Source organism: Streptomyces sp. NPDC048604 (assembly GCF_043199435.1).
Classification (GTDB): Bacteria; Actinomycetota; Actinomycetes; order Streptomycetales; family Streptomycetaceae; genus Streptomyces.
Genome location: NZ_JBICVX010000002.1, coordinates 200,784 through 223,035 on the forward strand (window position 1 = coordinate 200,784; position 22,252 = coordinate 223,035).

General features: G+C 71.2%; 19 protein-coding genes and 1 riboswitch. Of the genes, 9 read left to right on the plus strand and 10 right to left on the minus strand.

The features are described from left to right. The first annotated feature begins 35 nt into the window (after window positions 1–35). From ACGFMM_RS04770 to def, 4 genes are all read left to right on the plus strand, one after another. A complete protein-coding gene (locus tag ACGFMM_RS04770) occupies window positions 36–1,496 on the plus strand; it encodes an HD-GYP domain-containing protein (protein ID WP_393643143.1) in 1,461 nt (486 codons plus the stop codon). Beyond that, window positions 1,493–2,845: a metal-dependent phosphohydrolase gene (locus tag ACGFMM_RS04775; RefSeq protein WP_393643145.1), complete on the plus strand. Its 1,353-nt coding sequence runs from the start codon at window positions 1,493–1,495 to the stop codon at window positions 2,843–2,845. The genes ACGFMM_RS04770 and ACGFMM_RS04775 overlap by 4 nt, the downstream gene beginning before the upstream one ends. A gap of 79 nt (window positions 2,846–2,924) precedes the next feature. Beyond that, window positions 2,925–3,905 (plus strand): tetratricopeptide repeat protein, encoded by a 981-nt coding sequence (locus ACGFMM_RS04780; RefSeq protein WP_393643147.1) that lies wholly within the window; start codon window positions 2,925–2,927, stop codon window positions 3,903–3,905. Between the two features lie 68 nt (window positions 3,906–3,973). Further along, the gene (def, locus tag ACGFMM_RS04785) at window positions 3,974–4,603 is read left to right on the plus strand and encodes a peptide deformylase (RefSeq protein ID WP_393643149.1); all 630 of its coding nucleotides are present in this window, start codon (window positions 3,974–3,976) and stop codon (window positions 4,601–4,603) included. Window positions 4,604–4,684: 81 nt separating this feature from the next. Here the strand turns inward: def and ACGFMM_RS04790 are convergent, their stop codons facing one another. The 7 genes from ACGFMM_RS04790 to ACGFMM_RS04820 form a co-directional block, all read right to left on the minus strand. Further along, window positions 4,685–5,701, minus strand: a complete 1,017-nt coding sequence (locus ACGFMM_RS04790) for a ribonucleotide-diphosphate reductase subunit beta (protein WP_393643151.1) — start codon at window positions 5,699–5,701, stop codon at window positions 4,685–4,687. Beyond that, on the minus strand, window positions 5,701–8,124 hold the full coding sequence (locus ACGFMM_RS04795; protein WP_393643153.1) for a ribonucleoside-diphosphate reductase subunit alpha: 2,424 nt from the start codon (window positions 8,122–8,124) through the stop codon (window positions 5,701–5,703). The genes ACGFMM_RS04790 and ACGFMM_RS04795 overlap by 1 nt, the downstream gene beginning before the upstream one ends. Before the next feature lie 155 nt (window positions 8,125–8,279). After that, a riboswitch (cobalamin riboswitch) is annotated at window positions 8,280–8,357 on the minus strand. Between the two features lie 81 nt (window positions 8,358–8,438). Then, window positions 8,439–8,948 carry a GNAT family N-acetyltransferase gene (locus ACGFMM_RS04800; protein ID WP_393643154.1) on the minus strand — a complete coding sequence of 170 codons (510 nt, stop codon included), beginning with the start codon at window positions 8,946–8,948 and terminating at the stop codon, window positions 8,439–8,441. Between the two features lie 19 nt (window positions 8,949–8,967). Beyond that, window positions 8,968–9,570, minus strand: a complete 603-nt coding sequence (locus ACGFMM_RS04805; RefSeq protein WP_393643156.1) for a hypothetical protein — start codon at window positions 9,568–9,570, stop codon at window positions 8,968–8,970. A gap of 83 nt (window positions 9,571–9,653) precedes the next feature. After that, window positions 9,654–11,258, minus strand: a complete 1,605-nt coding sequence (mctP, locus tag ACGFMM_RS04810) for a monocarboxylate uptake permease MctP (RefSeq protein WP_393643158.1) — start codon at window positions 11,256–11,258, stop codon at window positions 9,654–9,656. Continuing rightward, window positions 11,255–11,521, minus strand: coding sequence for a DUF3311 domain-containing protein (locus ACGFMM_RS04815; RefSeq protein WP_393643160.1), 267 nt, complete (start codon window positions 11,519–11,521; stop codon window positions 11,255–11,257). Before ACGFMM_RS04815 ends, mctP begins: the two co-directional genes overlap by 4 nt. Window positions 11,522–11,722: 201 nt before the next feature. Next, window positions 11,723–12,487: a GntR family transcriptional regulator gene (locus tag ACGFMM_RS04820; protein ID WP_393643744.1), complete on the minus strand. Its 765-nt coding sequence runs from the start codon at window positions 12,485–12,487 to the stop codon at window positions 11,723–11,725. Between the two features lie 287 nt (window positions 12,488–12,774). Between ACGFMM_RS04820 and ACGFMM_RS04825 the strand changes: the two genes are divergently transcribed. The 4 genes from ACGFMM_RS04825 to ACGFMM_RS04840 all read left to right on the plus strand — a co-directional run bounded on the left by ACGFMM_RS04825 (window position 12,775) and on the right by ACGFMM_RS04840 (window position 17,723). Further along, the gene (locus ACGFMM_RS04825) at window positions 12,775–14,064 is read left to right on the plus strand and encodes an extracellular solute-binding protein (RefSeq protein WP_393643162.1); all 1,290 of its coding nucleotides are present in this window, start codon (window positions 12,775–12,777) and stop codon (window positions 14,062–14,064) included. A gap of 237 nt (window positions 14,065–14,301) precedes the next feature. Continuing rightward, window positions 14,302–15,333: a carbohydrate ABC transporter permease gene (locus ACGFMM_RS04830; RefSeq protein WP_393643164.1), complete on the plus strand. Its 1,032-nt coding sequence runs from the start codon at window positions 14,302–14,304 to the stop codon at window positions 15,331–15,333. Beyond that, window positions 15,330–16,196: a carbohydrate ABC transporter permease gene (locus ACGFMM_RS04835; RefSeq protein WP_393643165.1), complete on the plus strand. Its 867-nt coding sequence runs from the start codon at window positions 15,330–15,332 to the stop codon at window positions 16,194–16,196. The genes ACGFMM_RS04830 and ACGFMM_RS04835 overlap by 4 nt, the downstream gene beginning before the upstream one ends. A 9-nt stretch (window positions 16,197–16,205) precedes the next feature. Next, window positions 16,206–17,723 carry a glycoside hydrolase family 3 protein gene (locus ACGFMM_RS04840; protein WP_393643167.1) on the plus strand — a complete coding sequence of 506 codons (1,518 nt, stop codon included), beginning with the start codon at window positions 16,206–16,208 and terminating at the stop codon, window positions 17,721–17,723. 76 nt (window positions 17,724–17,799) lie between these two features. On the opposite strand, the gene nagB is transcribed toward ACGFMM_RS04840, so the two are convergent. Then, a complete protein-coding gene (gene nagB, locus ACGFMM_RS04845; protein ID WP_393643168.1) occupies window positions 17,800–18,585 on the minus strand; it encodes a glucosamine-6-phosphate deaminase in 786 nt (261 codons plus the stop codon). A 442-nt stretch (window positions 18,586–19,027) separates the two neighbouring features. Between nagB and ACGFMM_RS04850 the strand changes: the two genes are divergently transcribed. Next, window positions 19,028–20,494 (plus strand): sensor histidine kinase, encoded by a 1,467-nt coding sequence (locus ACGFMM_RS04850; RefSeq protein ID WP_393643745.1) that lies wholly within the window; start codon window positions 19,028–19,030, stop codon window positions 20,492–20,494. Window positions 20,495–20,640: 146 nt separating this feature from the next. Here the strand turns inward: ACGFMM_RS04850 and ACGFMM_RS04855 are convergent, their stop codons facing one another. Both ACGFMM_RS04855 and ACGFMM_RS04860 read right to left on the minus strand, forming a co-directional pair. Further along, window positions 20,641–20,898 (minus strand): WhiB family transcriptional regulator, encoded by a 258-nt coding sequence (locus tag ACGFMM_RS04855; protein WP_003953983.1) that lies wholly within the window; start codon window positions 20,896–20,898, stop codon window positions 20,641–20,643. A gap of 316 nt (window positions 20,899–21,214) precedes the next feature. Next, window positions 21,215–22,183, minus strand: coding sequence for a diacylglycerol/lipid kinase family protein (locus tag ACGFMM_RS04860; protein ID WP_393643170.1), 969 nt, complete (start codon window positions 22,181–22,183; stop codon window positions 21,215–21,217). Window positions 22,184–22,252: the final 69 nt, after the last annotated feature.

Genomic DNA, 22,252 nt, shown 5'->3' on the forward strand with positions numbered 1-22,252 from the left:
CGGACCGCCCCCGCCGACTCGCTAGCGTGACCGGCGTGATGGCACTCCCGGCAGCGGCACGCGGCTGTCTCGTGTGCGCCGCCCTGTGCGCCGCGGCGCTGGCCGCGCCCGCGCTGCGCCCCGGCGCGTACACCCCGTGGACCACGGTCCTCCTGCTCGCCGCCCTGTACGCGTGCGGCGAACTGCCCGCCCGCAGCCGGCTCCTCGGCCGGGCGCTCGGCGGGGCCGTGCCCCTGGGCGCCGGGACGTTCTTCCCCGTACTCCTCGCCGCCGCGCTCCTGCTGCCGCCGGCCGCCGCCGCGCTCGCCGCGCTGCCCGGCGCGTTCGCCGCCCGGGTCGAACAGCGCCCCGCCGGGCCGCGCCGCGTCTGGCGCGCCGCACAGCTCGCGATCGCCGTCTGGGCCGCCGCCCGCACCGCCGAACTCCTCGGCGGGCCCGAGGCCCTGGCGCCCGCGCGCTTCCCGCGGATCCTGCTTGTCGCGCTCGCCGCCGCGGTCGTCTTCAGCCTCGTCGTCACCGCGCTGGACGGCGCCGTCCGCGTAGCCGCCGAGCGCCGGCCGGTCCGCACCGCCTGGCGCGGACTGCTCGTCCCCGCGCTCGCCCCGCACACCGTGCACGGCCTCGCCGGGCTGATGACGGCGGTGCTCTGGCGCAGCGCGTACGGACCGGTCGCCGCGGTCCTCGTCCTCCTGCCGATGTACCTCTCCTGCTGGGTCTTCGCCCAGTACCACCGCGAGCGCGCCTCCCACCAGGGCACCATCCGGGCCCTCGTCCAGGCCGTGGACCTGAAGGACACGTACACCCGCGGCCACAGCGAACGGGTCGGCCGGGCCTCGGTGCTGATCGCCCGTGAGCTGGGGATGGCGGAGGACCGCGTGGAGATCCTCCGCTTCGCCGGGATCCTGCACGACATCGGCAAGCTGGGCGTGCCCACCCGGGTGCTGCGCAAGGACGGGCCGCTCACCCCGGAGGAGCGGCGGGTGATCGAACTCCACCCCGAGTACGGGCACGAGATCGTGCGCGGCATCGGCTTCCTCGGCGAGGCGCGCGCGGCGATCCTGCACCACCACGAGCGGATGGACGGCAGCGGGTACCCGTACGGGCTCAGCGGCGACGGGATCCCGGAGTTCGCCCGGGTGGTCGCCGTCGCCGACGCCTTCGACGCGATGACGTCCACCCGCTCGTACAGCAGGGCCCGGCCCGTCGAGACCGCCCTGGCCGAGCTCCGGCGCTGTGCGGGCAGCCAGTTCGACCCGCGGATGGTCCACGCCCTGGCCACCGCCCTCGACCGGCACGGCTGGCAGACGGCCGTCACCTCCGACGAACCGCAGCCCGCGCCGAGCGCCGAGCTGCCCGGGGCCCGTCCGTACGAGGTGGGCCGGGCGCCCGGAGCGGGCGAGGCCGGCCCCGTGGAGAGCGGCGCCGCCGGCCCCCTGCCCGGGCCCCGCCCGTACGCCGCCGCACCGGCCCCCGGCTCCCGGCCAGGCAGCGGATGAGGAAGCGGCCCCACGCCCACGCCGCCCCGGCCCGCGCCCACAAGGCCGCCCCGGCCCTGAACACCTCCCGCGCCACGCTCCTCGGCGTCCACGGCGCGGCCCTCGTCCTCACCGTCTTCGCCGTCGGCCGCACCCTCCGGGACGGGGTCGTCGAACCCGTCAACGCCCTCGCCTTCGGGGTGCTCATCGCCCTCGGCGAGCTCGCCGGCTGGCGCCCCGTCCCCCGCGCCGCCGCCCTGCGCGACCGCGAACCCGCCCCGCTCGCCGCGGCCGGCGCCCTCGCGTACGCGCTGCTCGGCGAGAGCGGCGGCCGGGTCACCACCCACGACGTCCCCCAGATCGTCGCCGTCGTCGTGGCCGCCGGGCTCGCCGGCGCCGTCCCGCACCTGGCCCGCGGCGGCGGACCCGACCTCGACCACCTGGCCCGGCGCACCCTCACCATCGGCTTCGCCGCCCTCTGCTTCCAGCCCCTCTACAACGCGGGCCTGCTCGACCGGCACCTCGGCCAGGGTGCCGCCCACGCCGGGTTCCTGCTGCTCCTGATCGGGCTCACCGCGCTCTGCGACGCCGTGCTCGCCGCCCTGCTGCTGCGCGCCCGGGCCGGCAACCGACCCCCGTACGGCCCCCTGCTGCGCGACGAGCTGCGCGGGCTGCTCGGCATCGGCTCCGCCGTCGGCGCGACCGGCGCGGTGACCGCCCTCGGTGTCGCCGCCGCCGGACTGTGGGCGCTGCCCGTGCTCTGTCTGCCGCTGCTGCTCACCCAGGTCTCCTACCGCCGCTACACCGAGGCGCGCGTCACCAACGGCCAGACCATCGCCTCCCTCGCCCGCGCCACCGAGGTCGCCGGATACACCCCGGCGGGGCATGCGCGCCGGGTCGCCGCGCTCAGCACCGCCGTCGGACGCGACCTCGGCCTGTCCGGGCCCGAGCTGACCGTCCTGGAGCACGCGGCTCTGATGCACGACATCGGCCAGCTCTCCCTCGTCGACCCCGTGCCGTCCGGCGCGACCGCCGTGCTCCCGGCCGCGGATCAGCGCCGGATCGCCCTGCTCGGCGGCGCGGTGGTCCGCCGCACCGGTGTCCAGGAGGCCGTCGCCGTCGTCGTGGAACGGCAGGCCGACCCGTACCGCGAGCAGCCCGTGCCCGCGCGGATCGTCCGCACCGTCAACGCGTACGACGACCTCGCCGGCGAGGGGCCCGGCGGGGGCCTCGCGGCGCTGGAGCGGCTGCGCCTCGGGACCGCCCGCGACCACAGTCCCGCGGTCGTCGAGGCACTCGCCCGGGTCCTCGCGAACGGCGGTGGCAAGGGGGGTGTCAAGAACGGCGTCGCCCCTCGTCGGCCTGGGTAACCCATGGGTAATGAGCGCGCGTCCGACCGGGCATGGTTGGATGCGAACAAGAGGGTGAAGCGACCGGCAGGCGGGAATCGTGAGGATCTTCGGGAAGGTACGGCATCGGCCCTCCGCCTCGTGGCGGCAGGCCACCGACCGCGCGTTCACGCTGATCGGCGACGGCCGGTACGAGGACGCGGGCGCGCTGCTCACCCGCGCGGCGGACCTGGAGCCCTGGCTCTCCGAGTCCTGGTTCAACCTGGCGCTGCTGCACAAGTTCCGGCACGACTGGGAGCAGGCCCGCGCCGCCGGGCTGCGCGCGGTCGCGCTGCTCGACAAGGAGACCGGCGCCCCGGACTGGTGGAACGTCGGCATCGCCGCCACCGCCCTGCAGGACTGGCCGCTGGCCCGCCGCGCCTGGCAGGCGTACGGACTGAAGGTCCCCGGCGCCTCCGCCGGCACCGGCGAGCCGGCCGGCATGGAGCTGGGCAGCGCCGCCGTGCGGCTCTCGCCCGAGGGCGAGGCCGAGGTCGTGTGGGGCCGGCGGCTCGACCCGGCCCGTATCGAGGTGCTGTCGATCCCGCTGCCGTCCTCCGGCCGCCGCTGGGGCGAGGTCGTGCTGCACGACGGCGTGCCCAACGGGGAGCGGACGACCAGCGCCGGCCCGTCGTATCCGGTCTTCGACGAGATCGAACTCTGGGCTCCCTCACCGGTCCCCACCTGGGTGGTGCTCCTGGAGGCCGCCTCCGAGGACGACCGCGACGCGCTGGAATCGCTCGCCGCGGACGCCGGCTTCGCCGCCGAGGACTGGTCGTCCTCCGTGAGGCTGCTCTGCCGTGCCTGCTCCGAGTCCTCGATGCCCAGCGCCGAGGGCGAGGGCGAACACCTGGACCCGCACGACCACAGCGAGCCCGGCCACCCCGGCCCGCTCGGCCACCGCTCGCCCGGCGAACTGTGGACCCCCGAGCGGGAGTGCGGCATCGCCGCCCCGGTCGGCCTGGTCCGCGGGCTGCTCGACGGCTGGGTCGCGGACAGCCCGGACACCCGTGAATGGCGTGATCTGGAAGAGGTCTGCTGAGCCTTCCGCCACCGCCCCGTAGGCTGTCCTCCGACGGAATCGGGTTTTCAGGAAGGCGCGGCGGCAACATGGCGCAGCAGGAGACGGACGAGCAGGTGAACGACGGGTTCGTCGTCGACACGGAGGACTGCGAGGCGCGCGAGCTCGCGTACCGCGAGCGGGGCACGGCGCGCCCGATCACCGTCGTCGGGAACCCGGTGCTCCACAAGGAGTGCAAGGACGTCACCGAGTTCGACGACGAGCTCGCGGCGCTGATCGACGACATGTTCGCCAGCCAGAAGGCGGCCGAGGGCGTGGGCCTGGCCGCCAACCAGATCGGTGTGGACCTCAAGGTCTTCGTCTACGACTGCCCGGACGACGAGGGCGTGCGGCACACCGGCGTCGTCGTCAACCCGGTTCTCCAGGAGCTGCCGGCCGAGCGCCGGATCCTCGACGACTCGAACGAGGGCTGCCTGTCGGTGCCGACCGCGTACGCCGCGCTGGCCCGCCCCGACTACGCCGAGGTGCACGGCCAGGACGCCCAGGGCAACCCGATCAAGGTCCGCGGCACCGGCTACTTCGCCCGCTGCCTGCAGCACGAGACGGACCACCTGTACGGCTACCTGTACATCGACCGCCTCTCCAAGCGCGACCGCAAGGACGCCCTGCGACAGATGGCCGAGGGCACCCCGCGCTACGAGACGGTCCCGAACGACTGACGCGCGCGACGCGACCGTACGCGTAGGGCCCCGCTCCTCCCCCCGTGAAGGAGCGGGGCCCTCGCCGTACGCCGGACGGGACTAGAAGTCCTCGTCCAGGTCCACCGAGCCCTCCACCGCCACCTGGTAGGCGGACGGGCGGCGCTCGAAGAAGTTGGTCAGCTCCTGGACGCCCTGCAGCTCCATGAAGGAGAACGGGTTCTCCGAGCCGTACACCGGGGCGAAGCCCAGCCGCGTGAGGCGCTGGTCGGCGACGCACTGGAGGTACTCGCGCATCGACTCCGTGTTCATGCCCGGCAGTCCGTCGCCGCACAGGTCGCGGCCGAACTGCAGCTCCGCCTCCACGGCCTCCTTCAGCATGTCGGTGACCTGCTGCTTGAGCAGCTCGTCGAAGAGCTCCGGCTCCTCCTTGCGGACCGTGTCCACGACCTCGAAGGCGAAGTTCATGTGCATGGTCTCGTCGCGGAACACCCAGTTGGTGCCGGTCGCCAGACCGTGCAGCAGGCCCCGGGAGCGGAACCAGTACACGTAGGCGAAGGCGCCGTAGAAGAACAGGCCCTCGATGCAGGCGGCGAAGCAGATCAGGTTCAGCAGGAAGCGGCGCCGGTCGGCCTGCGTCTCCAGCCGGTCGATCTTCTCGACCGAGTCCATCCACTTGAAGCAGAACTGCGCCTTCTCGCGGATGGAGGGGATGTTCTCGACGGCGTCGAACGCGGCGGCGCGGTCGGCCGGGTCGGGCAGGTAGGTGTCGAGCAGCGTCAGATAGAACTGGACGTGCACGGCCTCCTCGAACAACTGCCGCGACAGGTACAGGCGCGCCTCGGGCGAGTTGATGTGCTTGTACAGCGTCAGCACGAGGTTGTTCGCGACGATCGAGTCGCCGGTCGCGAAGAACGCGACCAGACGGCCGATCATGTGCTGCTCGCCCGGCGTGAGCTTGGCGAGGTCCGCCACGTCGGAGTGGAGGTCGACCTCCTCCACGGTCCAGGTGTTCTTGATCGCGTCCCGGTAGCGCTCGTAGAAGTCCGGGTAGCGCATGGGGCGGAGCGTCAGCTCGAAGCCCGGGTCCAGGAGGTTCTTCTGTTCGTTGGAGCTCATTACTGGCAGGCCTCGCAGGACTCGGGGTTTTCCAGGGAGCAGGCGACGGCGTCCGCGTCGGGGGCGGCCTGCTGGACGGGCACGGTGGCCGCCTGGGCGGCGCGGGCGATCCGGGTCGCCGGGCGGGAGCGCAGGTAGTACGTGGTCTTCAGACCCTGCTTCCAGGCGTACGCGTACATCGACGACAGCTTGCCGATGGTCGGCGTCTCCAGGAACAGGTTCAGCGACTGCGACTGGTCCAGGAACGGGGTGCGCGCCGCGGCCATGTCGATCAGTCCGCGCTGCGGGATCTCCCAGGCCGTCCGGTACAGCGCACGCACCTCGGCCGGCACCCAGGAGAAGCCCTGCACCGAGCCGTTGGAGTCGCGCAGCGCCTCGCGGGTCTGCGCGTCCCAGACGCCGAGCTCCTTCAGGTCCGCCACCAGGTACGAGTTGACCTGGAGGAACTCGCCGGACAGGGTCTCGCGCTTGAACAGGTTGGAGACCTGCGGCTCGATGCACTCGTACACACCGGCGATCGAGGCGATCGTCGCGGTCGGCGCGATGGCGAGCAGCAGGCTGTTGCGCATGCCGACGGCGGCGATCCGCTCGCGCAGCGCGGCCCAGCGCTCGGGCCAGTTCAGCTCGACGTCGTAGTGGTCGGGGTGCAGGACGCCCCGGGCGGTGCGGGTCTTCTCCCAGGCCGGGAGCGGGCCGTTGCGCTCGGCGAGGTCGGCGGACGCCTCGTACGCGGCGAGCATGATCCGCTCGGAGATCTTCGTCGACAGGGCGCGCGCCTCGGCCGAGTCGAACGGCAGCCGCAGCTTGAAGAAGACGTCCTGCAGGCCCATCGCGCCCAGGCCCACCGGACGCCAGCGGGCGTTGGAGCGGCCCGCCTGCTCGGTCGGGTAGAAGTTGATGTCGACGACCCGGTCGAGGAAGGTGACGGCCGTGCGGACGGTCTCGTCGAGCCGCTCCCAGTCGAGCTCCGAACCCGCCACGAAGGCGCCCAGGTTGACCGAGCCGAGGTTGCAGACGGCCGTCTCGCCGTCGTCGGTGACCTCGATGATCTCGGTGCAGAGGTTCGAGGAGTGGACGACCGAGCCGGGCTCCGCCGTCTGGTTGGCGGTGCGGTTGGAGGCGTCCTTGAAGGTCATCCAGCCGTTGCCGGTCTGCGCGAGGGTGCGCATCATGCGGCCGTACAGGTCGCGGGCCGGCATGGTCTTGCGCGCCAGGCCCCTGGCCTCGGCGGCGCGGTAGGCGGCGTCGAACTCCTCGCCGTACAGGTCGACCAGCTCGGGCGTGTCCGCGGGCGAGAACAGCGACCACTCGGCGTCCGCGTTGACCCGGCGCATGAACTCGTCCGGGATCCAGTGCGCCAGGTTCAGGTTGTGGGTGCGGCGGGCGTCCTCGCCGGTGTTGTCGCGGAGCTCCAGGAACTCCTCGATGTCCGCGTGCCAGGTCTCCAGGTAGACCGCGGCCGCGCCCTTGCGCCGGCCGCCCTGGTTCACGGCGGCGACGGAGGCGTCCAGGGTCTTCAGGAACGGCACGATGCCGTTGGAGTGCCCGTTGGTGCCGCGGATCAGCGAACCGCGGGCGCGGATGCGGGAGTACGACAGGCCGATGCCGCCCGCGTGCTTCGACAGGCGCGCGACCTGGTGGTACCGGTCGTAGATCGAGTCCAGCTCGTCCTGCGGGGAGTCCAGCAGGTAGCAGGAGGACATCTGCGGGTGCCGGGTGCCGGAGTTGAACAGGGTGGGGGAGGAGGGCAGGTAGTCGAGCCGGCTCATCAGCCCGTACAGCGCCGCCACCTCGTCCAGCGCCCGGACGCTGCCCTCTTCCGAATCAAATCCAGTCTCGGCGAGGCCGCAGGCGACGCGGAGCATGAAGTGCTGCGGGGTCTCGACGACCTTGCGGGTGATCGGGTGGCGCAGCAGGTAGCGCGAGTAAAGGGTGCGCAGCCCGAAGTAGCCGAACCGGTCGTCGGCGTCTGCGTCGATCAGCGCGTCCAGGCGGGCGGCGTGCAGGGCGACGAAGTCGGCGGTGCGGTCCGCGATCAGACCCTCGCGGTGCCCGACGGCGACGGACGCGGAGTACGACACCGCGCCCTGGCCGGCGGCCTCCTGAGCGATCGTGAGGGTGAGCAGCCGGGCGGCGAGCCGGGAGTACGCGGGGTCCTCCGCGATCAGGCCCGCGGCGGCCTCGGTGGCCAGCTCGCGCAGCTCCGCCTCGTCCGAACCGGGGTGCCGGCCGCGCAGCGCGGCGGCGGCGACCCGGCCGGGGTCGGTGTCGGCGAGATCGGCGGTGAGGTCGGTCAGGGTCCGCAGCAGATCAGATCCGCGGCCCGAAGGGCCTCCGTTGAGGGTGGTGGTGGGAGACGGGTGGGCGGTGCCGGGGCCGTCGCTCTCGACGCCTGCGGCCGGATCGGCGGGCGCGATGGTCACGGTGGGGGCTCTCCCTCGCTCGGCGCTCGTGGCCGGCGCGGGGAGGGAGGCGGGCGGGCGGCCGTACGCACGGGGGCCCGCGTCCACCGGCCCACTCCGCGAGGCCCGGACGTCAGTCGGCACCCGGAACGGACGGACCGGGCGCACCGTCGGCAGGTCTTCGGACTCGGCCGTGCGCGAAGGCGCACGAAGCACACCGTTGCGGGACAGTTCCGGATTCGCACCGGATTCCCCTGCGGCGACAGCGAGCTAGAGCATACATGTGGGGGGCGCTTCTCGAAGCACCCCCCACATGTTGTGTCGCCCGAGGCCGCCTACAACTCCAGCGCGTAGCTGAGCAGTACGAATTCGGGGTGCTCGGGGATGGGGTTCCAGTCCCGTTCCGGCGTGCGCCGGAAGCCCAGCCGCTCGTAGATGCGGTGCGCGCCGTGCATCGCGGACTGCGTGGACAGCACGATCCGCACGCAGCCTGCGACGGCTCGCGCGCGGTCGACGCAGGCCCGTACGAGCGCCTCGCCGACGCCCCGGCCGCGGGCGGCGCGGTCGACCGCCAGCATCCGGATCTCCGCCTCGCCCGCGCGGGCCAGATCGGCCATCGGGCCGGGGGAGGGGACGAACGTCACGCCTCCGAGGACCGTGCCCTCCGCATCGACGGCCACCAGCACCTCGGCCGAGGAGGCCCGCTTGGCCACGTCCCGCAGCTCGCCGAGGTACCAGTCCGCCTCCCCGAAGGCCAGCAGCCCGTCGACGAGATACGCCTGGGCGATGACCTCCCCGAGCTCCGCGTGCTCCTGCCTGCGCACCACCCTGATCGTGAAGTCCATACCCGCAGTCTCCCGCCCCTCAGCCGCTCGCGCCCACGTCGTTCCGCGGCGCCCCGTCGCCGTTCGGGGGCAGGTCGCCGCGCTCGACGGGGCCGCCCGCGCCGCCACCCGAGGCGGTGTTCTCCGGCAGGACGGCGTCGAGTTCGGCGTCGTTCGCGCGGTGGGCGCGGTCGGCGGCGGCCTTCAGGGCGTCCTTCGGCATCGAGGCGGGGGCGGTGAGCTGCACGCGCAGCCCGCCGTCGTTGCGCACATAGGAGTGGCCGTCCGGGGAGCTGCGGTACCAGCTCGCGCCCTCCTTCGTGCAGGAGTCCGGCCCCGCGGCACAGTCCTCCTCGGTGAACGGGCGGCGCTCCACGCTCAGTGTGAGCTGTTCGCCCTTCGTGCCGACGTACACGGCCTGGAAGCCGTCGTCGCCTATGACGCCGACCGACTGCCGGGCCAATTCGAAGCCGTCGGACTCGGTGACGTACACGTGCTCGACGCGGGTCTGCGCGGCGCGGGCGCGGCTCTCCAGCTCCGCCCGGTCAGGAGTGCCCGCGCCGACCACCTCCGTGCCGCAGCCGGTGACGGCGAGGGACAGGAGGAGCAGGGCGAGCGCGGGAGTACGGCGGCGACGTCTCATCCGCCCATCCTCGCCCGGGAACGGCGAAGGCCGCCGCGCATTCACGTCGTGAAGCGCGGCGGCCTTCGTCACACAGGGGCGGGTCAGTGGCCGGCGCCGACCTTCGGGAGGTCGGTCCGGACGCCCTGGTCGCCGGCGTCCGCGGTGTAGTCCGACGGGGCGGTCTCGTCGACACCCTCGGGGGCCTTGACCGCCTTCAGGACGAAGGTGAGGACCACCGTCACCACGACGTTCAGGATGAACGCCGTCAGGCCGATGTAGCCGATCTCTCCGATGCCGGGGATCTCCGCCGACGAGCCGCCGAAGTGCTTCTGCGTCGGGCTGGCCACGCCGTACGCCGCGGCGGTGCCGTAGATCATGCCGACCGCCCAGCCGGCGAGCAGCGCCCAGCGGTGGAACCAGCGGGTGAACAGGCCGCCGACCAGGGCCGGGAAGGTCTGCAGGATCCAGATGCCGCCGAGCAGCTGGAAGTTGATCGCGACCGTCTTGTCCATGGTGAGGACGAAGGCCAGCGCGCCGACCTTGACCAGGAGCGAGACGAGCTTGGAGACCTTCGTCTCCTGCTCCGGCGTGGCGTCCGGCTTCAGGAAGTCCTTGTAGATGTTGCGGGTGAAGAGGTTGGCCGCGGCGATCGACATGATGGCGGCCGGGACCAGCGCGCCGATGCCGATAGCGGCGAAGGCCACGCCGGCGAACCAGTCCGGGAACATGTTCTCGAACAACTGCGGGATGGCCAGCTGGCCGTTGGCCACCTTGACCCCGGCCGCGATCGCCATGAAGCCGAGCAGCGCGAGCAGGCCCAGCATCAGCGAGTACAGCGGCAGGATCGTGGTGTTGCGGCGGATCACCTCACGGCTCTTGGAGGAGAGCGTCGCCGTGATCGAGTGCGGGTACATGAACAGCGCCAGCGCGGAGCCGAGCGCCAGCGTGGCGTAGGTCCACTGGCCGGCCTCGGCGGGCACCAGCGAGCCCTTGCCGCTGCTGGTGAACTTCTCGTTCGCCGCGCTGAAGATCGCGTCGAAGCCGCCGAGCTTGATCGGGATGTAGATGATCGCCACCGCGATGACGATGTAGATCAGCGTGTCCTTGACGAAGGCGATCAGCGCCGGGGCGCGCAGGCCGGAGGAGTACGTGTACGCGGCGAGCACGCCGAAGGCGATCAGCAGCGGCAGGTCCTTGATGAACCAGTGCGTGCTCTCGCCGCCGCCCACGCCCATCACGTCCAGCACGGCCTGGATGCCGACCAGCTGGAGCGCGATGTACGGCATGGTGGCGAGGATGCCGGTGACGGCGACCGCCAGCGACAGGCCCTTGGAGCCGAAGCGGCCGCGGACGAAGTCGGAGGTGGTGACGTAGCCGTGCTTGTGGGAGACCGACCACAGGCGGGGCAGGAACGTGAAGATCAGCGGGTAGACCAGGATCGTGTACGGCACGGCGAAGAAGCCGGCCGCGCCCGCCGCGTAGATGGCCGCCGGGACGGCGACGAAGGTGTACGCGGTGTAGAGGTCGCCGCCGAGCAGGAACCAGGTCACCCAGGTGCCGAACGAGCGGCCGCCGAGGCCCCATTCGTCGAGGCTGTTCTCGTTCTCCGCCTTGCGCCAGCGCGCGGCCCAGAAGCCCATGACCGTGACGGCCAGGAAGAAGAAGATGAAGACGGCGAGTGCGACGCCGTTCACGCCGTCCTTCACTGCGGCTCACCTCCCTTGCAGGCGCGCTGGTCGCGCTGCCACAGCATGAACGCGAGCATGGTGAGCGCGGTCGACAGGACCACCCAGGCCATCTGGTACCAGTAGAAGAACGGGATGCCCGCGAGGTACGGCTCGGTCTTCGCGTACGAGCCCACCCAGAGCATGGCCACGAACGGTGCGACGAGGCAGAGCGCCACAACGACCCGCACCGGTGTGACGGTTGGCTGCTTTTCCTGTTGCTGGTGTTGCGTCACTTCTGACATACGGCGAACCGTCCCCTCAGTGATCACCCGTGTAATGGGCACGAAATCTAGGGGACCGTCCCGCCTTTTGGAACCCTGGTCCGAATAACGGACGTGTATCAGGCGGGTCTCGGAGTGGGCCGTGCCCCGGGAACACCAATGCCCCGACACACCTCACGGATGCGTCGGGGCAAAGGTTCAGATCGGTTTTCAGCCGTGTGATCAGCCGTTGGGCCGCTGCAGCCTCGCGACGAACTTGTAGCGGTCGCCGCGGTACACCGAACGCACCCACTCGACCGGTTCGCCGTCGGCGTCCTTGGAGTGGCGGGAGAGCATCAGCATCGGCAGGCCGACGTCGGTGCCGAGCAGCCCGGCCTCGCGCGGGGTGGCGAGGGACGTCTCGATGGTCTCCTCGGCCTCGGCGAGGTGGACGTCGTACACCTCGGCCAGCGCGGTGTAGAGCGAGGTGTACTTGACCAGCGAACGGCGCAGCGCGGGGAAGCGCTTGGCCGAAAGGTGTGTGGTCTCGATGGCCATCGGCTCGCCGCTGGCCAGTCGGAGCCGCTCGATCCGCAGCACCCGGCCGCCGGTGGAGATGTCGAGCAGCCCGGCCAGGGTGTCGTCGGCCGTGACGTACCCGATGTCGAGCAGCTGCGAGGTGGGCTCCAGGCCCTGGGCCCGCATGTCCTCGGTGTACGAGGTGAGCTGCAGGGCCTGCGAGACCTTGGGCTTGGCGACGAACGTGCCCTTGCCCTGGATCCGCTCCAGCCGGCCCTCGACGACCAGCTCCTGCAGGGCCTGGCGCACGGTCGTGCGCGAGGTGTCGAACTCCGCGGCGAGCGTCCGCTCGGGCGGGACCGGCGTACCGGGCGCCTGGGTCTCGGTCATGTCGAGCAAGTGCCGCTTGAGCCGGTAGTACTTGGGCACGCGCGCGGTCCGGGTGGCGGCGCCGCCCTCTGTCTCCGTGCTGCCCGCGTCCGTGGCCATGGCCTGCCTTTCCGACTCCTGTGCTGCTGCCGTCACCGGCTCCTCCGTCTGTAGCGGCTCACATGGTGGCACGGACCGGTCACGGGTCGTCGCCCTGCCTCAGGTGTCGGTCCGATAACGGAGCCGACAGCCCTTCTTATACACCCTTGACACCCCTAAAGGTCTAGGCCAAGCTCCCGGTACTGGTCTAAACCATTAAAGGCCAGGTCCCAGCCCTACAAGCATGACTCGTCATACGACCTCGCGCGGTGGGCAGGGGGGTTGCAGGCATCCCTGAGGAGGGTGGCGTGAAGCGCAAGCTCATCGCGGCGGTCGGCGTCGCGGGCATGATGGTCTCGGTCGCTGCGTGTGGTTCTTCGGACGGCGACAAGGGCGGGAAGACGGACGCGTCCGGCAACAAGACCCTGACCGTCTGGGTCATGGACGGCTCGGCTCCGGACGCCTGGATGGCGGCCGTCAACAAGGAGTTCGAGGCCAGCCACAAGGGCGTCAAGGTCAAGGTCGAGAAGCAGCAGTGGAACGGCATCCAGGAGAAGGTGACCGCGGCCCTCTCCGAGGACAACGCCCCTGACGTCCTGGAGCTCGGCAACACCCAGACCACGGGCTACGCCGCCACCGGCGGTCTCGCCGACCTGACCGGCGACAAGGCCAAGCTGGGCTACGACGCCTGGAACAAGGGCATCCTGCCGTCGGCCGAGCTCGACGGAAAGCTCTACGCCGCCCCGTGGTGGGCCGCCAGCCGCGTCGTCGTCTACGACAAGGCCGCGTACAAGAAGGCGGGCGTCACCCCGCCGAAGACCCGCCAGGAGTGGATCGACGGCCTGAAGAAGCTCAAGGCCTCCGACCCGAAGTCGCAGCCGATCTACCTGCCCGGCCAGAGCTGGTACGTGCTCGCCGGCTTCGTCTGGGACGAGGGCGGCGACCTCGCCGTCAAGGACGGCGACAAGTGGAAGGGCGCCCTCGGCACCCCGCAGGCCGCCGCCGGCATGAACTTCTACAAGGAGCTCGCCTCCTACTCGACGGCGCCCAAGGACAAGGACGAGGCCACCCCGCAGCAGTCCACCGACATCGTCCCCAAGGGCGGTGTGGCGTCCTGGATCGGTCTCGGCTGGGAGGCCGGCGGCGCGATCGACGCCATGAAGAAGGCCGGCAAGACCGCCGACTTCGGCTACTTCCCGATCCCGGGCAAGACCGCCGACAAGCCGGGCTCCGTGTTCTTCGGCGGCTCGAACCTCGCCGTCGCCGAGCGCTCCGCCAACAAGGACCTCGCCAAGGAGTGGCTGGCCTTCGCCGCCGGCAAGGCCCAGATGACCAAGTACGGCGAGGCCGTGCAGGGCGGTCTGATCCCGAACATCCCGGCCGCGCAGTTCAAGCCCGCCGCCGGCTCCTTCGCCGAGGCCATGGTCCAGGCCTCCGGCACCGGCCGCATCACCCCGGTCACCGCCGGCTGGGCGAACGTCGAGACCGCCCCGAACCCGATCAAGGACTACATGACCAAGGTCCTGAAGGGCGAGGACCCGGCCAAGGCCGGCGCGGCCGCCGACAAGGTCATCGACGAGCGCATCAACCAGAAGTAGTACGCCGCCCGGTGGTGGGGGGGGGGGGGGGGGCGCCGGGCCGCCCCGCCGCCGCCCGCGGGGGCCCGCCGCCCCCCCCCCCCCCCGCCCCGGCCGGGGCGCGCGCCCCCCGGGGGGGGGGGCCCCCCCCCCCCCCCCCCCCCCCCACCACCGGGTCATCGCAGTGAGCAGCGGCCCGCTCCCCCCGGGCCGCGACCGGTGGGCGCGGGAGCCCCAGAACCGCGAGGAATGAAGACCATGACCGTGGACTCCCAGGGGGCGGCCGCAGCCGCTCCTCAGGACGCGCCCGGGAGGGCGGCGAAGACGCTGGAGACGCAGCAGACTCCGCCATCCCCTTCCGGCCCGAAGGAAGTCCTACAGCCTCCGCGCGGCAGACGCTCCCTGCCCGCCGGGGTGCTGCCGTACCTGCTCGTCACCCCCGCGCTGCTGTCCATGGCGGCGCTGCTGCTCTACCCGCTGATCCGCAATGTGATCCTCTCCTTCCAGCAGCTGGACCGGAAGGAGTTCATCACCCGCGAGACGGTCTGGACGGGCTTCGACAACTACACCAGCCTGCTCGCCGACCCGGACTTCTGGACCGTGGTGGTCCGCAGCGTCCTGTTCACCGGCGCCAACGTCTTCCTGATCATGCTGCTCGGCACCGGCATCGGACTGCTGCTCAACCGCCTCGGCAAGAAGATGCGGCTGGTGCTCTCGCTGTCCCTGATGCTCGCCTGGGCCATGCCGATCGTCGCCTCCGTGACCGTCTTCCGGTGGCTCTTCGACGAGCAGTTCGGCGTGATCAACTGGCTGATGCGGACGCTCGGCTTCTCCGGCTACGAGCAGCACAACTGGTTCGAGACCGGCCTGTCCACCCTGACGATCATCGCCGTCCTGCTCGTGTGGGGCTCGATCCCGTTCGTCGCCCTCAACATGTACGCCGGCCTGACCACCATCGGCACCGAGCTGTACGAGGCCGCGAAGATGGACGGCGCGAACGGCTGGCGCACCTTCTGGGCCGTGGTCTTCCCGAACCTCAAGCCCTTCTTCATGATCACCACGTTCCTGGAGATCATCTGGATCTTCAAGGCCTTCGCGCAGGTGTACGCGATGAACGCGGGCGGACCCGACCGCGCCTCCGAGACCCTGCCCGTCTTCGCCTACATCGAGGGCGTCGGCCAGTTCCACTACGGCCTCGCCGCGGCGATCTCGGTCCTGACGATCCTGCTGCTCCTCGCCGCCATGTCCTTCTACTTCCGCCTGATCCTGAAGCAGGAGGAGGAGCTGTGAGCACCACCGCCCCGACCCCGCAGAAGCTGCGCACCAGGAAGCCGCTGAGGCCCGGCGCGGTCCTGAAGAACCTCACCGCGCTCGTCCTCGCGCTGCTGTTCGTCTTCCCGGTCTACTGGATGTTCTCGTCCTCGCTGAAGCCGCAGCACGAGATCCTCACCAAGGACCCGGTCTTCGTCTTCGCCCCGACCCTCGAGAACTACTCGACGGCCACCGGCATCGACCTGTTCTGGACGTACGTCACGAACAGCCTCGTGGTCACCCTCGGCGCGGTGCTGCTGGCCCTCGTGGTCGCCCTCGCGGCGAGCTTCGCGATCGCCCGCATGAGGTTCAAGGGCCGCAAGGGCATCGTCCTGATCGTGATGATGGCGCAGATGGCCCCCTGGGAGGTCATGGTCATCGCGATGTACATGATCGCCCGCGACGGCGACATGCTGAACAGCATCCCGCTGCTCACGCTCATCTACTTCGTGATGGTCCTGCCGTTCACCGTCTGGACCCTGCGCGGCTTCATCGCCGCCGTCCCGATGGAGCTGGAGGAGGCCGCCCAGATCGACGGCTGCACCCGCGGCCAGGCCTTCCGCAAGGTGATCTTCCCGCTGCTCGCGCCGGGCCTGATGTCCACCTCGCTCTTCGGCTTCATCACGGCCTGGAACGAGTTCGCGATGATCCTGATGCTCAACAAGGACAAGGAAGCGCAGACCCTGACGCTCTGGCTGACCCAGTTCCAGACCGCGTTCGGCAGCGACTGGGGCGCCACCATGGCCGCCTCCACGCTCTTCGCCCTCCCCGTGCTCATCGTCTTCCTCTTCCTGCAGCGCAAGGCCGTCGGCGGGATGACCGCCGGCGCGGTGAAGGGATAACGGCTCCTCATGACGACACTCCTGACCGGGTCGGACACCCTCACCCGCGACGCCCTGACCGTCCTGCAGCCCGGCTTCCTCGGAACCACGGCGCCCGACTGGCTGCTGAGGAGGATCGGCGAGGGGCTCTCCTCGGTGGGGCTCTTCGGCCGCAACATCACGGACCCCGAGCAGCTCGCCGCGCTCACCGCCCGGCTGCGCGCCGAACGGGACGACGTCCTCGTCGCCATCGACGAGGAGGGCGGCGACGTCACGCGCCTGGAGGTCCGCGAGGGCTCCTCGTTCCCCGGCAACTACGCGCTCGGCTCCGTCGACGACGTCGAGCTCACCCGGGCCGTCGCCCACGAGCTGGGCCGCCGGCTGGCCGCCTGCGGGGTGGACCTCAACTGGGCCCCGTCCGCCGACGTCAACTCGAACCCGGACAATCCGGTCATCGGTGTCCGTTCCTTCGGACCCGACCCCCGGCTCGTCGCCCGGCACACCGTCGCGTACATCGAGGGCCTCCAGGCGGCGGGCGTCGCGGCCTGCACCAAGCACTTCCCCGGACACGGCGACACCAACGTCGACTCGCACCACGCGATGCCCCGTATCGATGTGGATCCGGACACACTGCACGCCCGTGAGCTGGTGCCTTTCCGCGCGGCCATCGCGGCGGGTTCCAAAGCGGTGATGAGCGCGCATATCCTGCTGCCCGCGCTCGACACCGAACGCCCGGCCACCCTGAGCCCGCGGATCCTCACCGGTCTGCTGCGCCGGGAACTGGGCTACGACGGCCTGATCGTCACGGACGGCATGGAGATGCAGGCCATCTCCTCCGTCTACGGGATCGAGCGCGGCTCCGTCCTGGCCATCGCCGCCGGAGCCGACGCGATCTGCGTCGGCGGCGGCCTGGCCGACGAGGAGACCGTACTGCGGCTGCGCGACGCGCTGGTGACGGCGGTACGGTCCGGCGAACTGCCCGAGGAGCGGCTGGTGGATGCGGCGGCGCGCGTGCGTGCCCTCGCGTCCTGGACCCAGGCGCACAGGGTCAGGGGGGTCGTATCGGGGCCGGGCGCGGCAGTGCAGGAGGGGACCGCGCCCGGCGCCGACATCGGACTGGTGGCGGCCCGCCGTGCCGTACGCGTCACCCCGGGGGAGTTCCCCTTCCAGCCGCTCACCGAGGCGCCGTACGTCGCCTCGTTCACGCCCGAGGCCAACATCGCGGTCGGCGACGAGACGCCCTGGGGCGTCGCGGCCGAACTGGACCGGCTGCTGCCGGGCACCGTTTCGGGCTCGTACGCCGAGCCGGCCGTGGCCGCGGTGCTCGCCGCCGCGGGGGAGCGGCGGATCGTCGCCGTGGTCCGCGACGCGCACCGGCACGCCTGGATGACCGAGGCCCTGGACGGCCTTCTCGCCGCCCGTCCGGACACCGTGGTGGTCGAGATGGGCCTGGCCGAGGCGGAGCCCCGTGGGGCGCTGCACATCGCCACGTACGGCGCGGCCCGGGTCTGCGGCCGGGCCGCGGCGGAGCGGATCGCGGGCGTCTGAGACCCCGAGGAGGGGAAGCGGAAGGGCCCGGCACCTCGATGAGGTGCCGGGCCCTTCCGTCTGTCGTAGCGCGCGCCTACAGGCCCTGCCAGGAGGGCTTGTTCGCGTAGGTGTGCCGGAAGTAGTCCGCCAGTTTGAGCTTGGACGCGGCGGCCTCGTCCACCACGACGGTGGCGTGCGGGTGCAGCTGGAGCGCCGAGGCCGGGATCAGGGCGGCGACCGGGCCCTCGACCGTGGCGGCCACCGCGTCGGCCTTGCCCTCGCCGGTGGCGAGCAGCACGAGGTGACGGGCCTCCAGGATGGTGCCGATGCCCTGGGTGATGACGTGGTGCGGCACCTGGTCGATGTCGTTGTCGAAGAAGCGCGCGTTGTCGATCCGGGTCTGCTCGGTGAGCGTCTTGATCCGGGTGCGCGAGGCGAGCGAGGAGCAGGGCTCGTTGAAGCCGATGTGGCCGTCGGTGCCGATGCCGAGGATCTGCAGGTCGACCCCGCCGGCGGCGGCCAGCGCCCGGTCGTACGCCGTGCAGGCGGCCTGGACGTCCTGCGCGGAGCCGTCCGGCCCCAGGAAGGCGTCCTCGGAGAGCCCGAGCGGCTCGACGACCTGGCGCAGCACCGTCGAACGGTACGACTCCGGGTGCCCGGCGGGCAGCCCGACGTACTCGTCCAGCTGGGCGACGCGGGCGCGCGAGGCGTCCAGCGAGCCGCCCTGGACCTTGGCGATCAGAGCTTCGTAGATGGGCAGCGGAGTCGAACCGGTGGCGACGCCGAGCAGCGCGTCGGGCTTGCGCCACAGCAGGTCCGCGATGCCGTTCGCGATGACTTCGCCGCCCGCCCGGGCGTCCGGAACGATGATGACTTCCACGCTGTGCCTGCCGATCTGCTGAGGGGCTGGTGCCGGGCTGGTGGTATAGACCAATCAAAGTCCAATTTAGCAGAGCGGGAACGGCCGGGCGCGCCGTGAACGGCAGAGAAAAAGGCCCCGGAAACACCCGCGGGCCGCGGCGCCTGACGGGACCCTCAACCCGTCCGGCACCGCAGCCCGGAGTTGCGCCGGCCGGGGGTGTGCGGCCCCGCGGCCGTTGTGGGAGGTCTCGGCGCAGTCAGGGCAGAGAGCGCCGGGTACCTCGGTCCGTCCTCCTGTGCGGGGAGGGCGGAGGTCTTACACCTTCATTGTGGACTAGACCAATCTTGTCTGTCCATCCGACGGAACACGTCCGTTCCCGGCCCATCCTCCAACACCAGGGCCCTGAGATCCAGGTTCACCGGCCGTGAATTCCACGGGTACGCTCGCACACGTGCCCTCCATGAACGACCTCGTACGCCAGCACACCGCTCTGAGCGAGTCCGACCTCGAGTGGCTCCACCTGCTGGTCTCCGAGTGGCAGCTGCTCTCCGACCTGTCCTTCGCCGACCTGGTCCTGTGGGTGCCCACCCTGGACGGCACCCGGTACGTCTCGGTGGCGCAGATGCGCCCCAACACCGGACCCACCTCCTACCAGGACGACATGGTCGGCCACCTCGTCCCGCGCGGCCGCCGCCCGCTGCTCGACGCCGCCCTCGACGAGGGCCGGATCGTGCGCGAGGGCGACCCCGAGTGGCGCGAGGAGGTGCCGGTCCGCGTCGAGTCCATCCCGGTGCGCCGCGAGGGCCGGGTCCTCGGCGTGATCGCCCGCAACACCAACCTGCTCACCGTCCGGACCCCCTCGCGCCTGGAGCTCACCTACCTCCAGTCCGCCTCCGACCTGGCCCAGATGATCGCCGCGGGCTCCTTCCCGTTCCCCGGCGAGCAGGTCGACATGGACTCCTCCCCGCGCGCCGGCGACGGCCTGATCCGGCTCGACGCCGAGGGCATCGTCCAGTACGCCTCGCCCAACGCGCTCTCCGCGTACCACCGGCTCGGCCTCGCCGCCGACCTCGTCGGCCAGCACCTCGGCCAGATCACCGCCGAACTCGCCCCGTCCCGCGGCCCGGTCGACGAGGCCCTGGTCAAACTGGCCTCCGGCTACGCGCCCCGCGAGGCCGAGGTCGAGGGCAATGGCGGCGTGATCCAGCTGCGCGCCATCCCGCTGAAGCCGAAGGGCAGCCGCATCGGCTCCCTGGTGCTGCTCCGCGACGTCACCGAACTGCGCCGCCGCGAGCGGGAGTTGATCACCAAGGACGCCACCATCCGGGAGATCCACCACCGGGTGAAGAACAACCTCCAGACCGTCGCGGCCCTGTTGCGCCTGCAGGCCCGCCGGATGGAGTCGGTCAGCGGCCGCGAGGCGCTGAACGAGGCGGTCCGCCGGGTCGGCTCCATCGCGATCGTGCACGAGACGCTCTCCCAGAACCTGGACGAGCGGGTGGAGTTCGACGAGATCGCCGACCGGGTCATCGCGATGGTGGCGGAGATCTCCCCGGGCAAGGTGACCTGCCGGCGCAACGGCCGCTTCGGCATCCTCGACGCCGAGGTCGCCACCCCGCTGTCCATGGTGCTCACCGAGGTCCTGCAGAACGCCCTGGAGCACGCGTTCGCCCCGGGCGAGACCGGCACCGTCGACGTCACCGCCGTCCGCGGCGAGCCCCGCGCCGACGCCCGGCTGCTGATCACCGTCACCGACGACGGCCGCGGACTGCCGGAGGGCTTCGACCCGCAGCGCGCGGGCAACCTGGGCCTGCAGATCGTACGGACGCTGGTGGAGGGGGAGTTGGGCGGCTCGTTCGACATGCAGCCGGCCGCCGGCCGCGGCACCCGGGTCGTCCTGGACGTGCCCGTCCAGCCGCAGAAGTGAGCTGAACACAGCAGCGAGCCCCGGGCCGAAGTGAATCGGTCCGGGGCTCGAATGCTGTGGGTTACTGCTGCGCGCTGCGGCTCGAGGGCGGTGATTGCGTACGCGGTGTACGCGCCGGTCGCCTCAGGCTCGTGTCACAGGTGGCGTCAGGCGCTGGCGTTGCGCGCCCGGTTGCGAGCGGCGCGGCGCTTCATCGCACGGCGCTCGTCCTCGCTGAGGCCACCCCAGACGCCGGAGTCCTGGCCGGACTCGAGCGCCCACTGCAGACACTGCTCCATCACGGGGCAGCGACGGCAGACGGCCTTGGCTTCCTCGATCTGCAGCAGCGCAGGACCGGTGTTGCCGATGGGGAAGAACAGCTCGGGGTCTTCCTCGCGGCAAACGGCGTTGTGACGCCAGTCCATGGCTGCTACCTCTCTTGGTCTTCTGTGCAGGTTGCTTGTGAATGTGAACGCTTTCACGAATCCCCCCGCAAGGGAAGGGCCGACTGCCAGGAGAACTGGTGTGGTCCTTGAATGAGGAGGGGTTCTGGCTCTCAGTGGAGGCCGGTGTTGCGGGCCGTCCCGATCGCCATGTAGAGATTCGCAAACCTCGGCTGCGGATACAACCCCTTCCGGAAAGTTTTTTTTGATTCCTCGGTGTCGGCTAGGTCACAGCCGTACTTCTAGGGGGTGGATGGCAGCCTAAACGTTCGAGTGGAAGGACTTTCGGTCCTTCTGGTCACACAATCACACGCAGTGCACGGCGTACGCCTGTGAACGTCACGCTCGTACGCAGACCGAGGTGGTCTCCGTCCATCTGAAGGGGGAGCGGAACCTTCGAATGCAAGGTGAAGTCGGTCAGATCGTGAAGTGACTGTGCATGCCTGCCGTGCGGCCCGCGCTCCGGCGACGAGGTGAGCAGCTGGGTCGCGTACCGGGCCATCGCGGGGGCCGACAGCCGGCTCAGACCGAGCACGTCGAGCGCCGTCTCGAACGACGCCCCCGGGGACGCGTAGACCGGGCGATTGCCCAGGTAGGTCCAGGGTGAGGTGTTGCAGATTATGGACAGGACCAGGTCCTCGACGGGGTCCTGTCCCGGCCGTTCCAGGGCGATCGTTCCGTGCCGGCGGTGCGGCTCGCCCACGAATTGGCGGAACGCCTGGCGCAGATAGAGGGCATGAGTCGAACGCTTGCCCCGTTCGCGCTGCTGTTCGACTCGTCCGATGACGCCGGCGTCGAAGCCGTACCCGGCGCAGAACGTGAACCAGCGGGCCGGCACCCCTTCGTCCTCCGTGCCCGGCGTCCCCGACGCCAGACCCAGGCTCACCGTGCGTGTCCGGCGCTCACGCACCGCGTCGAGCAGCGCGCCGGTCGCCTCGACCGCGTCGTTGGGCAATCCGAGCGCGCGGGCGAACACGTTCGTCGAACCACCCGGGACCACCGCCAGGCCGGGCAGCCCCTCCGGGTCCGGGCCGTCGTGCAGCAGCCCGTTCACCACCTCGTTGACCGTGCCGTCGCCGCCCAGCGCGACCACCAGCTCGGTCTCGCCGCCCTCGGCGGCCCGCCGGGCCAGGTCGCGGGCGTGCCCCCGGTACTCCGTGGTCACGGCCTCCAGCTTCATCTCGCTGGCCAGCGCACGGATCAGGACATCACGGGTACGCGCACTGGTGGTGGTTGCTGCCGGATTGACCACGAGAAGTGCGCGCATGGCGGCCAGGGTACCTACCGTTCGGTACTCGTCCCAGTCCGGTCCGCGGGCCGGGACACTGCCGACCGC

Bases quoted from the DNA above. Each gene is read 5' to 3' on its own strand.
- ACGFMM_RS04775 (WP_393643145.1), top strand. From the start codon at position 1,493: ATGAGGAAGCGGCCCCACGCCCACGCCGCCCCGGCCCGCGCCCACAAG.
- def (WP_393643149.1), top strand. From the start codon at position 3,974: ATGGCGCAGCAGGAGACGGACGAGCAGGTGAACGACGGGTTCGTCGTC.
- ACGFMM_RS04790 (WP_393643151.1), bottom strand. From the start codon at position 5,701: ATGAGCTCCAACGAACAGAAGAACCTCCTGGACCCGGGCTTCGAGCTG.
- ACGFMM_RS04800 (WP_393643154.1), bottom strand. From the start codon at position 8,948: ATGGACTTCACGATCAGGGTGGTGCGCAGGCAGGAGCACGCGGAGCTC.
- ACGFMM_RS04805 (WP_393643156.1), bottom strand. From the start codon at position 9,570: ATGAGACGTCGCCGCCGTACTCCCGCGCTCGCCCTGCTCCTCCTGTCC.
- ACGFMM_RS04815 (WP_393643160.1), bottom strand. From the start codon at position 11,521: ATGTCAGAAGTGACGCAACACCAGCAACAGGAAAAGCAGCCAACCGTC.
- ACGFMM_RS04820 (WP_393643744.1), bottom strand. From the start codon at position 12,487: ATGGCCACGGACGCGGGCAGCACGGAGACAGAGGGCGGCGCCGCCACC.
- ACGFMM_RS04830 (WP_393643164.1), top strand. From the start codon at position 14,302: ATGACCGTGGACTCCCAGGGGGCGGCCGCAGCCGCTCCTCAGGACGCG.
- ACGFMM_RS04840 (WP_393643167.1), top strand. From the start codon at position 16,206: ATGACGACACTCCTGACCGGGTCGGACACCCTCACCCGCGACGCCCTG.
- ACGFMM_RS04850 (WP_393643745.1), top strand. From the start codon at position 19,028: ATGAACGACCTCGTACGCCAGCACACCGCTCTGAGCGAGTCCGACCTC.
- ACGFMM_RS04855 (WP_003953983.1), bottom strand. From the start codon at position 20,898: ATGGACTGGCGTCACAACGCCGTTTGCCGCGAGGAAGACCCCGAGCTG.
- ACGFMM_RS04860 (WP_393643170.1), bottom strand. From the start codon at position 22,183: ATGCGCGCACTTCTCGTGGTCAATCCGGCAGCAACCACCACCAGTGCG.